The sequence below is a fragment of the Pseudomonas sp. PDM30 genome, from assembly GCF_019218985.1.
Lineage (GTDB): Bacteria > Pseudomonadota > Gammaproteobacteria > Pseudomonadales > Pseudomonadaceae > Aquipseudomonas > Aquipseudomonas jessenii.
In genome coordinates this window covers 334,193-346,416 of record NZ_JAHUWM010000003.1, presented here as the reverse complement: position 1 = coordinate 346,416, position 12,224 = coordinate 334,193, and the positions used below count along the sequence as shown (strand labels likewise).

General features: G+C 60.0%; 12 protein-coding genes. 3 read left to right on the top strand and 9 right to left on the bottom strand.

Going from position 1 to position 12,224, the window contains the following annotated elements; genetic code table 11:
- Positions 1 to 69 precede the first annotated feature (69 nt).
- From pdxJ to lptF, 8 genes are all read right to left on the bottom strand, one after another.
- Positions 70 to 816 (bottom strand): pyridoxine 5'-phosphate synthase, encoded by a 747-nt coding sequence (gene pdxJ / locus KW840_RS08990; protein WP_218494990.1) that lies wholly within the window; start codon positions 814 to 816, stop codon positions 70 to 72.
- A 49-nt stretch (positions 817 to 865) separates the two neighbouring features.
- Positions 866 to 1,549, bottom strand: coding sequence for a DNA repair protein RecO (gene recO / locus KW840_RS08985; protein ID WP_057716281.1), 684 nt, complete (start codon positions 1,547 to 1,549; stop codon positions 866 to 868).
- Positions 1,550 to 1,721: 172 nt separating this feature from the next.
- Entirely contained in the window at positions 1,722 to 2,624 is a 903-nt protein-coding gene (gene era, locus KW840_RS08980) for a GTPase Era (RefSeq protein ID WP_007973959.1), read from the bottom strand.
- The gene (rnc, locus tag KW840_RS08975; protein WP_008053221.1) at positions 2,617 to 3,306 is read right to left on the bottom strand and encodes a ribonuclease III; all 690 of its coding nucleotides are present in this window, start codon (positions 3,304 to 3,306) and stop codon (positions 2,617 to 2,619) included. The genes era and rnc overlap by 8 nt, the downstream gene beginning before the upstream one ends.
- 184 nt (positions 3,307 to 3,490) lie before the next feature.
- Positions 3,491 to 4,345, bottom strand: a complete 855-nt coding sequence (lepB, locus tag KW840_RS08970; protein WP_057716283.1) for a signal peptidase I — start codon at positions 4,343 to 4,345, stop codon at positions 3,491 to 3,493.
- Positions 4,346 to 4,350: 5 nt separating this feature from the next.
- Complete coding sequence (gene lepA, locus KW840_RS08965; protein WP_008053223.1) at positions 4,351 to 6,150, bottom strand: translation elongation factor 4; 1,800 nt, start codon at positions 6,148 to 6,150, stop codon at positions 4,351 to 4,353.
- 171 nt (positions 6,151 to 6,321) lie between these two features.
- Complete coding sequence (lptG, locus tag KW840_RS08960) at positions 6,322 to 7,383, bottom strand: LPS export ABC transporter permease LptG (protein WP_057716284.1); 1,062 nt, start codon at positions 7,381 to 7,383, stop codon at positions 6,322 to 6,324.
- On the bottom strand, positions 7,376 to 8,494 hold the full coding sequence (gene lptF / locus KW840_RS08955) for an LPS export ABC transporter permease LptF (RefSeq protein ID WP_057716285.1): 1,119 nt from the start codon (positions 8,492 to 8,494) through the stop codon (positions 7,376 to 7,378). Before lptF ends, lptG begins: the two co-directional genes overlap by 8 nt.
- 393 nt (positions 8,495 to 8,887) lie before the next feature.
- On the opposite strand from lptF, the gene KW840_RS08950 reads away from it, so the two are divergent.
- Genes KW840_RS08950 through KW840_RS08940 form a run of 3 tightly spaced genes read left to right on the top strand, consistent with a single transcriptional unit; the run spans position 8,888 to position 11,283 of the window.
- Positions 8,888 to 10,378 (top strand): leucyl aminopeptidase, encoded by a 1,491-nt coding sequence (locus KW840_RS08950; RefSeq protein ID WP_090457748.1) that lies wholly within the window; start codon positions 8,888 to 8,890, stop codon positions 10,376 to 10,378.
- Positions 10,379 to 10,438: 60 nt separating this feature from the next.
- Entirely contained in the window at positions 10,439 to 10,867 is a 429-nt protein-coding gene (locus KW840_RS08945) for a DNA polymerase III subunit chi (RefSeq protein WP_218494989.1), read from the top strand.
- A gap of 8 nt (positions 10,868 to 10,875) precedes the next feature.
- Positions 10,876 to 11,283 carry a DNA polymerase III subunit chi gene (locus tag KW840_RS08940; protein WP_218494988.1) on the top strand — a complete coding sequence of 136 codons (408 nt, stop codon included), beginning with the start codon at positions 10,876 to 10,878 and terminating at the stop codon, positions 11,281 to 11,283.
- Between the two features lie 140 nt (positions 11,284 to 11,423).
- On the opposite strand, the gene KW840_RS08935 is transcribed toward KW840_RS08940, so the two are convergent.
- On the bottom strand, positions 11,424 to 12,191 hold the full coding sequence (locus tag KW840_RS08935) for a sulfite exporter TauE/SafE family protein (protein ID WP_218494987.1): 768 nt from the start codon (positions 12,189 to 12,191) through the stop codon (positions 11,424 to 11,426).
- Positions 12,192 to 12,224 lie beyond the last annotated feature (33 nt).

Here is a 12,224-nt window from a genome sequence, read left to right as displayed (position 1 = left end):
GTCACATCAATTGTGTCTGTCAGACCGCTATCGCGAGCAAGCTCGCTCCCACAGGGTTTTGTGTTGGTTTTAAGCCTTGGCAGCCGCCGTCAGAATCAGCGCCTTCATCTCCGAAACAGCCGACTTGAAGCCAACGAACAGCGCATGGGCCACCAGCGCATGGCCGATGTTCAGTTCGTTGATGCCCTTGATCGCCGCCACGGCTTCGACGTTGTGATAGTGCAGGCCATGACCGGCATTGACGATCAGGCCCTGGGCCAGACCGAAGGCCACGCCATCGGCTACACGCTTGAGTTCTTCGGCGACTTCGGTCGGCGTCTCGGCATCGGCATAACGCCCGGTGTGCAACTCGATGGCTGGCGCGCCGACACGACGGGAAGCTTCGATCTGGCGCTCATCGGCATCAATGAACAGCGACACTTCGGAGCCGATCTTCGACAGACGCTCGACCGCCGCCTTGATCCGCGCCTCCTGCCCCGCCACATCCAGGCCACCTTCGGTGGTCAGTTCCTGACGGGTTTCCGGCACCAGGCAAATGTGCGCCGGGCGGATGCGCTCGGCGAACTGCATCATTTCCTCGGTGACACCCATTTCGAAGTTCATGCGGGTTTGCAGCACGTCCTTGAGCAGCAGAACGTCGCGCTCCTGAATGTGCCGACGGTCTTCGCGCAGGTGCACGGTGATGCCGTCGGCGCCCGCCTCTTCCGCGTCCAGTGCAGCCTTGACCGGGTCCGGGTAACGGGTGCCCCGGGCCTGACGCAGGGTGGCAACGTGGTCGATGTTCACGCCAAGAAGAATACGGGTGCTGGTGGTCACGGAAGCGCTCCAGAAGAAGAGAAAGTTCGGTGCACAGCATACGGTGTGATCAGGGCTTGCGAAACAGCTCGCGACTGACAAGTGGACGGCCGCCCAGGTGAACGGCCAACGCCTGGCGCATCAAGCGCTTGGCGGCAGACAAAGCGCCGGGGGCAGACCAGTCGGCTTCAGCCATGGCCAGCAATTCGGTGCCGTTGAACAGGCCCGGTTGCAGCAGGTAGACACGTTCAAGCCCGGCATCCACTTGCAAACGGTAGAGGCCGTCCGGCGCGATGGGTTGATCATGAATATCAGTCGTCAGGGAAAAACCGTAGCCGAGGTCATCGAGCAAGCGCCACTCGAAGGAGCGCAGCAAGGGCTCCAGAGCACGACCTTCAGCCAGCGCCAGCAAAGTCGCAGCGTAGTGATCGAATACGCCGGGATGAGGATCTTCGGCGGGCAACAGGCGAATCAGCAATTCATTGAGGTAAAGACCGCTGAACAGCGCCTCGCCATTGAGCCAGGTGGAGATGCCAGCACTCTCCATGCGCCCGACATTCTTCAGCTCGCCCTTGCCCCGGAACTCGACTTCCAATGGCACGAACGGCCGCGCCAGTGTCCCGGCCTTGCCCCGTGCACTGCGCAACACCGCCCGCAGCCGACCTTGCGGCGTGAGGAAGTCCACCAGCGCGCTGTTTTCACGGTAGGCGCGGGAGTGCAGGACATAGGCGGGTTGGGCGGGCGCTTGGGACATGGAAATCGCAGTTCTCGATGAAGGAGCGCAGTTTTACATACAACCTGAAACCAATATGGGAGCGAGCTTGCTCGCGATGAGGGCCTGATATTCAACATCAATGTTGACTGACAGACCGTTATCGCGAGCAAGCTCGCTCCCACAGGGGATCATTGTTGATCCGGAAAACGTATTACAGGTCGCCGTAACCCAACGAACGCAATGCACGCTCGTCATCGGACCAGCCACCCTTAACCTTGACCCACAGGTTGAGCATGATCTTGGAGTCGAACAGCAGCTCCATGTCCTTGCGCGCTTCGGTGCCGATGCGCTTGATGCGCTCGCCCTTGTCGCCAATGATGATTTTTTTCTGGCCATCGCGCTCGACGAGGATCAAGGCATGAATGTGCAGGGTCTTGCCCTGCTGCTTGAACTCTTCGATTTCAACGGTGATCTGGTACGGCAGCTCGGCGCCCATCTGGCGCATGATTTTCTCGCGCACCAGTTCGGCGGCGAGGAAACGGCTGCTCCGGTCGGTGATCTGGTCTTCCGGGAAGAAGTGATCGTTTTCCGGCAGGTGCTCGGCAATCACGCGTTCCAGTGCATCGAGGTTATGCCCGTGCTGCGCGGAAATCGGGATGATCTGCGCATTCGGCAACTGCTCCTGCAACCAGCTCAGGTGCGGCATCAGCTCGGCCTTGTCTTCGATGCGGTCGGTCTTGTTCAACGCCACGATCAGCGGGCCGGTCACGTACTGAACGCGCTCGAGCACCATCTGGTCTTCTTCGGTCCACTTGGTGCGATCGACCACGAAGATCACCACGTCGACGTCTTTCAGCGCCGCCGAAGCGGTCTTGTTCATGTAGCGGTTCAGGGCCTTTTCGCCGCCCTTGTGCATACCAGGGGTGTCGACGTAGATCGCCTGCACATCGCCCTCGGTCTTGATACCGAGCATGTTGTGACGGGTGGTTTGCGGTTTGCGCGAGGTGATCGCCAGCTTCTGACCCAGGATGTGGTTCAGCAACGTGGACTTGCCCACGTTCGGACGGCCGACGATGGCAACATAGCCACAGCGAGTTGCGTTTGTATCAGTCATTGCCATTCTCCACACCCAGGGCAATCAGTGCTGCGGCGGCCGCTACCTGTTCGGCAATACGACGACTCACACCCTGACCTCGGCTTTTTTCATTCAGTAAGATGATTTCGCATTCGACGAAGAACGTCCGGCAATGCGGCTCACCCTGGATATCCACCACTTCGTAACGCGGCAGCTCACAACCACGGGACTGCAGGAACTCTTGCAGGCGGGTCTTTGGATCTTTGTTGGTGTCGACCAGCGTCAGGCCTTCGAACTCGCCGGCCAGCCAGGCGAGCACACGCTCGCGGGCCATTTCCATGCCAGCATCGAGGTAGATCGCACCGATCAGCGCTTCGAGGGCATCGGCCAGAATCGACTCGCGACGGAAACCGCCGCTTTTCAGCTCGCCCGAGCCCAGGCGCAGGTATTCGCCCAGATCGAAACCACGGGCCAGTACGGCCAGGGTCTCACCTTTGACCAGACGTGCGCGCAAACGCGACAACTGGCCTTCGCGAGCCAGCGGGAAGCGCTCGAACAACGCCTCGCCGGCGACGAAGTTGAGAATGGCGTCACCGAGGAATTCCAGGCGTTCGTTGTTACGCCCGGCAAAGCTGCGGTGAGTCAGGGCCAGGACCATCAGTTCCTGATCCTTGAAGGTGTAGCCGAGCTGACGCTCTAGACGGCTTAAGGAGACGCTCACGGTTTACCCACGCTGAGTTCGTGGCTGGATTCCACCGCCATCGCCGTAAGTTGGCGCAGGCTTGGGACAATTAAAGCTGTGTTCAAAAATAACGTCCTGAATATCATTGTTTTCATGCCTCTGGCGCCCATTGTGCCGGCTCCAGAAATGCATTCGGCGCTGTGTTCAACAGCGCCGTGTCTGATTACTTGATCAGGCCAACCCGCGAGAAATTCGGCAGGTGGCTGAGTTTGGGTTCCGGCCAGCTCATCCAGACCGCAAAGGCCTTGCCGACGATATTCTTGTCGGGAACCATGCCCAGCAGATCCTTGGGAATGTTCGGATCATCCCAGTAGCGACTGTCGTTCGAGTTGTCGCGGTTGTCGCCCATCATGAAGTAGTGCCCGGCCGGCACGGTCCACGAATGGTCCGGCATTGCGCGGTAGCGGCTCATTTCCTTGCGGATCATGTGCTCGGCCACACCGAGTTTTTCCTTGTAGAGCTCAGCGCTGCCCAGCGTGCCCGGCTCGGAGCCGACCAGTTGCTCGGCAATCGATTGACCGTTGACGAACAGGCGCTTGTCGGCGGTGTAGCGAACCGTGTCGCCCGGCAAACCAACCACACGCTTGATGTAGTTGACGTTCGGGTCGCTCGGGTAGCGGAACACCATCACATCGCCGCGCTGCGGATCACCGACTTCGATGACTTTCTTGTCGATCACCGGCAAGCGGATCCCGTAGGAAAACTTGCTCACCAGGATGAAGTCGCCGACATCCAGGGTTGGCTTCATCGAACCGGAAGGAATCTGGAACGGTTCCACCAGGAACGAACGCAGCACCAGCACGATGAACAACACCGGGAAGAACGACTTGCCGTATTCAACCAGCAGCGGCTCTTTGTTCAGCTTCTCGACCACGACCATGTCAGGCTGGCTGACGCTGCCCTGATAGGAAGCGATGGCGGCACGCCGACGCGGGGCCAGGATCAACAGATCGAGCAACGCCAACAGGCCGCAGACGAACACGGCAATGACCAGCAACAGCGGGAAATTTAGCGACATAGGACCTAACTATCCAACCTGAGCACTGCAAGGAAGGCTTCCTGTGGAATCTCCACGTTGCCGACCTGCTTCATGCGTTTCTTACCGGCCTTTTGCTTCTCCAGCAGTTTCTTCTTACGGCTGACGTCACCACCGTAGCATTTGGCCAATACGTTCTTTCTGAGCGCCTTGACGGTTGTCCGCGCCACAATCTGCCCGCCAATGGCGGCCTGGATTGCCACGTCGAACATCTGCCGCGGAATCAGTTCTTTCATCTTCTCGGTCAACTGGCGACCTTTGTAGTGCGAGTTGTCACGGTGCACGATCAGCGCCAGAGCGTCGACCTTGTCACCGTTGATCAGCACGTCCAGTTTCACCAGGCTAGCCGATTGATAACGATCGAAATGGTAGTCCAGCGAAGCATAGCCGCGGCTGGTGGATTTCAGGCGGTCGAAGAAGTCCAGCACCACTTCGTTCATCGGCAGGTCGTAGGTCACTTGTACCTGGGAGCCGAGGAACAGCATGTCAACCTGCACACCACGTTTTTCGATGCACAGGGTAATGACGTTGCCCAGGTGCTCTTGCGGCACAAGAATATTGGCCCGCACGATCGGCTCACGCATGTCTTCGATCGAGGACAGGTCCGGGAGCTTCGACGGGTTATCGACGTAGATCGTCTCGCCGGTCTTGAGCAGCAGCTCGAAGATTACCGTCGGCGCCGTGGTGATCAAGTCCAGGTTGTACTCGCGCTCCAGGCGCTCCTGGATGATTTCCATGTGCAGCATGCCGAGGAAGCCGCAACGGAAGCCGAAGCCCAGTGCGTCAGAGCTTTCCGGCGTGTATTGCAGCGACGAGTCGTTCAGGGTGAGCTTTTGCAGCGCTTCGCGGAAATCTTCGAAGTCGTCGGAGCTGACCGGGAACAGACCGGCGTAAACCTGCGGCTGAATACGTTTGAAGCCTGGCAGTACATCAACGTCCGGCGTCGAGCTCAAGGTCAGGGTGTCGCCCACTGGCGCACCGTGAATGTCCTTGATGCTGGCGATGATGAAGCCCACTTCACCGGCCTTGAGGTCAGCGGTAGGGGTGTGCTTCGGGTTGAAAACACCGACGCTGTCTACCAGGTGGATCTTGCCGGTGGACTTGACCAGGATCTTGTCGCCCTTCTTCACACGACCGTGGCGCACGCGTACCAGGGAAACAACACCCAGGTAGTTGTCGAACCAGGAGTCGATGATCAACGCTTGCAGCGGATCTTCGTAGTTGCCGGTCGGTGCAGGAATGGTGGCGACCAGGCGCTCGAGCACTTCGTCGACGCCCAGGCCGGTCTTGGCCGAACACTCGACCGCATCGGTGGCATCGATGCCGATGATTTTTTCGATTTCTTCTTTAACACGGTCCGGATCGGCCTGTGGCAGGTCGATCTTGTTCAGCACCGGCATCACTTCCAGGCCCTGCTCGATGGCCGTGTAGCAGTTGGCAACCGACTGTGCTTCAACGCCTTGACCGGCATCGACCACCAACAGCGCGCCTTCACAGGCAGCCAGCGAACGGCTCACCTCATAGGTGAAGTCAACGTGGCCGGGGGTATCAATGAAGTTCAGCTGGTAGTTGATACCGTCGCGAGCCTTGTAATACAGGGTGACGCTGTGCGCCTTGATGGTGATCCCGCGTTCACGCTCGAGGTCCATGGAGTCCAGGACCTGGGCTTCCATTTCGCGCTCGGCGAGGCCGCCACACATCTGGATGAAGCGATCGGCCAGCGTCGACTTGCCATGGTCAATGTGGGCGATGATGGAGAAATTGCGGATATGACTCAAATCACTCACGGATCAACACTCAAAAAGGCTGCAGGCATAGCCCGCCGAAAAATAGCCGGGAATTGTACCTGATCCACGGCGCAAGCGTCACGTTCGCAGGTCAGACGGCGCCTACAAAAACGCCCCGGTCTTGCGACAAGGGCGTTTTTTAACGTCAAAGCGGTCGGAAAATGCCCGCCATCAGCCAGCTCGACGCAACAGCCAGAGCCCCGCCACGGCACAAACGCCCGCCGGCACCAGCACCGAAAGCAACGGCGGGAAGCCGAACACCTGGCTCGAAGGCCCCAGCAGATCCTGAACGATGCGGAAGGTGAAGCCCACCAGCACGCCGGTGAACACCCGTTGACCCAGGGTCACCGAGCGCAGCGGACCAAAGATGAAGGAAATCGCCATCAACACCAGAGCGGCAGTCACCAGCGGCTGCAACACCTTGACCCAAAATGCCAGCCAGTAGCGGCCATTGTTCAGCCCCTGGTCCGCCAGATAGTGGATGTAACTCCACAGGCCACTGATCGACAGCGACTCGGGCACCATGATCACGGTGTTCAGCAACTGCGGACTCAACGCAACGTCCCAGCGCTCTTGCGGGGTCGAAACCACTTCGGTGCTGCGCTCGTGGAACAGCGTGGTCGTGACATCCGACAACTGCCAGTGATCGTTTTCGAAGTTGGCACGCTTGGCGAAACTCGCCGACAGCATGTGCCGCTCTTTGTCGAAGCGATAACGGGTCACGCCATACAGGATGCCGTTGGGTTGTACCGAGTTGACGTGAATGAACTCATCACCCTGGCGGTGCCACAAGCCGTGCCTGGCGCTTTGTGCATCACCGCTGCCCTGGGCCAGCGAGCGATTGGCCTGTGCGGCGGTTTCAGCGGGCGGAGCGACGTACTCGCCGACCAGCACGCCGGCCAGCATCAATACCAGCATCGGCTTCATGACCGCCCAGACGATCCGGCCGATCGACACACCGGCGGCGCGCATGATGGTCAGCTCACTGTTGCTGGCCAGGCTCCCCAGACCGATCAGGCAGCCGATCAGCGCAGCCATCGGCAGCATTTCGTACATCCGGCGCGGAGCGGTCAACAACACGTAACTCAGCACATCGACCAGGGTGTAGGTATCGCTGATTTCCCCCATCTCGTCGATGAAGGCAAACAGTGTCGCCAGACCAAGAATGATCCCGAGCACCGCCAGGATCGCCATGAACACACTGCTACCAATGTAGCGATCAAGCTTAACCACGGGCCACCTCCAGCGCGCTGCGGCGACTCGCCCTCTTCAAGCTCAAGGGTTCCCAGTAGAGCAAGCCCAGGCCGATGGACAGGAAAATCCCGTGCACCCACCACAAGCCAAACACCGCAGGGATCTTGCCCTTGTCGAGGGCACCGCGGGCGGCAATCAGAATGCTCAGGTAAGCCATATAAAGAAGAATCGCCGGCAGTAACTTGAGGAATCGGCCCTGACGCGGGTTGACCCGTGACAGCGGCACCGCCATCAAGGTCACGATGAACACCAGCAACGGCAGAGACATGCGCCATTGCAGCTCGGCGCGCATGCGAATGTCGTCACTGCCGATCAATGTACGGGTCGGCATTGCGTCACGGTCGGTGACTTCGTCACTGACTTCCGGTTTTGGCAGCAACACACCGTACTCGTCATACTTGATCGCCCGGTAGTCGGCCTGCCCCGGACTACCGTCATAGCGATAGCCGTTATCAAGAATCAGGTAGCGGTTGCCGTCCGGACGAATTTCCTGGCGCCCCTTTTCCGCCACCAGCACAGAAATCCCGCGATCCTTGTTATTGGAACTGATGTTTTTTTGCGAGATGAACACACCACCCAGATTGACGCGGTCATCGGACATGCTCTCGGTGTAGGTGACCCGGGTGCCGTCACGCAAAGCCTGGAAACGCCCTGGCTCCAGGGTATCGAATTCGGTCAGGGCATCCTGCTTGTTCAGCAGCAACTGAAACTGATTGGCCCCCTGTGGCGCCAGGCTCAGACTCAGCCACGCCACGACGAGCGCAACCAGGGTGGCCGGGAACAGCGTCATGCAAAACAGCCGCTGCTGGCTCATGCCCGTGGCCGAGAGCACGGTCATTTCGCTTTCGAGGTACAGGCGACCGTAGGACAACAGGATCCCGAGAAACAGCCCCAGCGGCAGGATCAGCTGGAGGAAGCCCGGCAGGCGATAGCCCATGATCAGGAACAACGACCCCGGATCCAGCAGGCCCGAAGCCGCCTGGGCGAGGTATTTGATGAAGCGACCGCTCATGATAATGACCAGCAGCACGGCACTGACGGCGCTCAAGGTCAACAGGACTTCGCGGGATAGATAACGGAAGACGATCAAACCAGACACTCCAGGGTTGTCAGGCTAAGGCGGCCAAACAAGCAAACGTATCGGACAGCCCGCAAGGCAGAGCCGCCGAAAAAAGATGGCGCATTATCCTGTGATTGGGTGCGCCTGTCACTGCGCAATGCATCCCCCCCTTGTAGGAGCGAGCCTGCTCGCGATGGTCGTCAACGATAACGCGGGGAGCCTGACACCCTGCGTCACTCTTGGGTTCTTCGCGAGCAGGCTCGCTCCTACATTCGTGCGGCCGAGGGTTGTCAGCCGCCGGTAGCGAGGTTCAAACTGCGGCCTTTGTCGCCGGTCGATCCTGGCGCCTTTCTGTTTATAAGCAATCGACGCACATAAGGTGTCGGGCGCATGCGTGATAACCATCAATTCAGGGACCTGGACATGGAACTGGTTGTAAAAAGCGTCAACCCCGAAACGTTGAAGACCGCCACTCTCGTGGTCTCCGTCGGCGAAGGCCGCAAGCTCGGCGGTGTTGCCAGACAACTCGACGAACTGAGCGGCGGCGCGATCAGCACTGTGCTCAAGCGCGGCGACCTGGCCGGCAAGGTCGGCCAGAGCCTGCTGCTGCACAGCCTGCCGAACCTCAAGGCCGAGCGTGTGCTGCTGGTGGGCGTTGGCAAGGACGACGAACTGGGTGACCGCCCGTTTCGCAAGATCATCGCCGGCATCCTCAATACCCTCAAAAGCCTGGGCGGCAGCGATGCAGTGCTGGCCCTGGATGAAGTGGTCGTCAAAGGCCGCGACAGTTATGGCAAGACCCGCCTGCTGGCGGAAACCCTGGTGGACGGCGAGTACAGCTTCGACCAGTTCAAGAGCCAGAAGGCCGAACCCCGCGCGCTGAAGAAAATCACCCTGCTGACCATCAAGGCCGCCCAGGCTGAAGTGCAACGCGCCGTGACCCACGCCACCGCCATCGCCAACGGCATGGCCTTCACCCGCAACCTGGGTAACCTGCCGCCGAACATCTGTCACCCGACCTTCCTCGGTGAGCAGGCCAAAGACCTGGGCAAAGAATTCAAGGACCTGAAAGTCGAAGTCCTCGACGAGAAGAAGATCAAGGCCCTGGGCATGGGCTCGTTCTACGCCGTCGGCCAGGGCAGCGCCCAGCCTCCGCGCCTGATCGTCATGCAATACAACGGTGGCAAGAAATCCGAGAAGCCGTACGCGCTGGTCGGCAAAGGCATCACCTTCGACACCGGCGGCATCAGCCTCAAGCCGGGTGCCGGCATGGATGAAATGAAGTACGACATGGGCGGCGCCGCCAGCGTGTTCGGTACCCTGCGTGCCGTGCTCGAGCTGAAGCTGCCGATCAACCTGGTGTGCATCCTGGCCTGCGCCGAAAACATGCCGAGCGGCAACGCTTCGCGCCCGGGGGACATCGTCACCACCATGAGCGGCCAGACCGTGGAAATCCTCAACACCGACGCCGAAGGCCGTCTGGTGCTGTGTGACGCCCTGACCTACTCCGAGCGCTTCAAGCCGCAAGCGGTCATCGACATCGCGACCCTGACCGGCGCCTGCGTGGTTGCCCTGGGTTCCCACACCTCGGGCCTGCTGGGCAACAATGACGAACTGATCGGCCAACTGCTGAGCGCCGGCAAGGCTGCCGACGACCGCGCCTGGCAACTGCCGCTGTTCGATGAGTACCAGGAACAGCTGGACAGCCCGTTCGCCGACATCGCCAACATTGGCGGCCCGAAAGCCGGCACCATCACTGCGGCCTGCTTCCTCTCGCGCTTCACCAAGAACCTGAACTGGGCGCACCTGGACATCGCCGGCACGGCCTGGACCAGCGGCGGCAAGGACAAGGGCGCCACTGGCCGTCCGGTTCCCCTGCTGACCCAATACCTGCTGGACCGCGCCAAAGCCTGAAACCGTTGATGGGCGGCGGCGTCACTTCCCGGTGACGCCGCTTGCCGCTCTGGAACCGCAATGACCAAAGTCGACTTCTATATCCTGCCCAGCGCCGATCCTTCGGCACGCCTGGACTTTGCCTGCAAGCTCACCGAGAAAGCCTGGCGCATGGGCCACCGCATCTACCTGCATTGCAGCGACGCGGCCCAGCGTGACGAACTCGATGCGCGGCTGTGGGCGTTCAAGGGCGAAAGCTTCGTGCCCCACGGCCCCGCCGACACCGAGCCTGAGGGTTTGATTGTCCTGGGGGTGGGCGATGACTGCGGTCAACATCAGGATTTGCTGGTCAATCTCGACCTGAAAGTCCCGGCCTTCGCCAACAGGTTCGCCCGGGTGGCGGAAGTGGTGGTGGAGGATCCGACGATCAGAGCGGCCGCGCGGGAGAGTTTCCGTTTCTACCGCGAACAGGGCTATCCTCTGCAAGATCACCGTTTACAGCGACTCTGAGCCTTCCAATGGACACTCCAAAACCGCTGCAACAGTCCGCGCACCTGCTGGACGACCTTGAGTCGATCCGCCAATTGCTCGGCGATGACAACCTGCAACCGCCTCTGCTGACCGACACGGTCGAGGAAGGTGATCAGGAACAGATTCCCATGTTGTTCGACGCCGTGAGCGAACCTTCGCCACCCGTCGTACCGACAACGCCTGCCCCGATCGTTGAACCCGTCACCGCGACGACGTCGGCGCCCGCCCCCAGCAAGAACCCGGATGACTTGCTGCACCTGGACAGCGAATTGCGCGCCGCCGCGCAATTGATCATGCAAGACGTGATCGACGATTTCGCCCCGCACATCGAGACCGAAATCAAACGCCGCCTCAGTGCGCGACTGGAGCGCTTGTTGAGCCAGTACAACGACTGAACAACTTGCAGTGGGGGGCTCTTCTGTGGGAGCGAGCTTGCTCGCGATGACGATCTGTCTGGCACATCAATGCTGAATTTGCTGACCCCATCGCGAGCAAGCTCGCTCCCACACAAAGCGTCTCGCCACAAGTTGAATCTTCAGGTACTGAGATAGCGTCCGATCAACGCAATCCCGCTGGCCAGCACCAGCCACGTCACCAGGCGCACAAACGCCTCGCGGGACAAGCGCATGGTCAGCCGTCGACCGAACCACAGCCCCAGCACCATCGTCGGCAACAGACAAACCGCCAACACCAGCAACGGCAAATCGGCATACACACCGGCGATAGCAAACAGGCTCAAACGCACCACCGTACTGCAACTGATCAGCGCACTCTGGGTGGCCCGGGCCGCCTCCTTGGGCAACCGGCTGTTCAAATAGATCGCATAGAGAAAGCCGCCGCTGCCAAACAACGCGCCAAACATTCCGCCCACCGTCCCCATCGGCAGCGCCCACGCGGCAGACAACTGCGCCGGGCGGACCTTTATCCACAGGCTGTAAATTGCATAGGCGCTGATAAACAGGCCCATCAACAGCAACAACAGGTCGGATTTCAGGTTCAGCAGGAATATCACGCCAAGTGTGCAGCCCACCGCCATGCACGGCAGCAACCGCAACAGCTCCGGCCTCGCCACATCGCGCCGCGAAGGCAACAGATTGCCGAATGCCGCGACAAAATCCAGCAACACCAGTAAAGGCACGATCTTCGACAGCGGCATGAACAGAATCAGAATCGGTCCCGCCACCAGCGCGGTGCCGAAACCGGCGATACCGAACACGATGTAGGCCAGGGCGATGCCAAAGCCAATCACCAGCCAATCCACTACGCCGAAAGGCCATTGGCTCAACAACGTCAATGCGCTCATTGCAGCGCTCCTCTATTTAAGTTCGCTGACTTT

What these genes read in the sequence shown, in the direction of transcription:
- recO (WP_057716281.1), bottom strand. Translation starts at nt 1,549, where the DNA reads ATGTCCCAAGCGCCCGCCCAACCCGCCTATGTCCTGCACTCCCGCGCC.
- era (WP_007973959.1), bottom strand. Translation starts at nt 2,624, where the DNA reads ATGACTGATACAAACGCAACTCGCTGTGGCTATGTTGCCATCGTCGGC.
- lepB (WP_057716283.1), bottom strand. Translation starts at nt 4,345, where the DNA reads ATGTCGCTAAATTTCCCGCTGTTGCTGGTCATTGCCGTGTTCGTCTGC.
- KW840_RS08950 (WP_090457748.1), top strand. Translation starts at nt 8,888, where the DNA reads ATGGAACTGGTTGTAAAAAGCGTCAACCCCGAAACGTTGAAGACCGCC.
- KW840_RS08945 (WP_218494989.1), top strand. Translation starts at nt 10,439, where the DNA reads ATGACCAAAGTCGACTTCTATATCCTGCCCAGCGCCGATCCTTCGGCA.
- KW840_RS08940 (WP_218494988.1), top strand. Translation starts at nt 10,876, where the DNA reads ATGGACACTCCAAAACCGCTGCAACAGTCCGCGCACCTGCTGGACGAC.
- KW840_RS08935 (WP_218494987.1), bottom strand. Translation starts at nt 12,191, where the DNA reads ATGAGCGCATTGACGTTGTTGAGCCAATGGCCTTTCGGCGTAGTGGAT.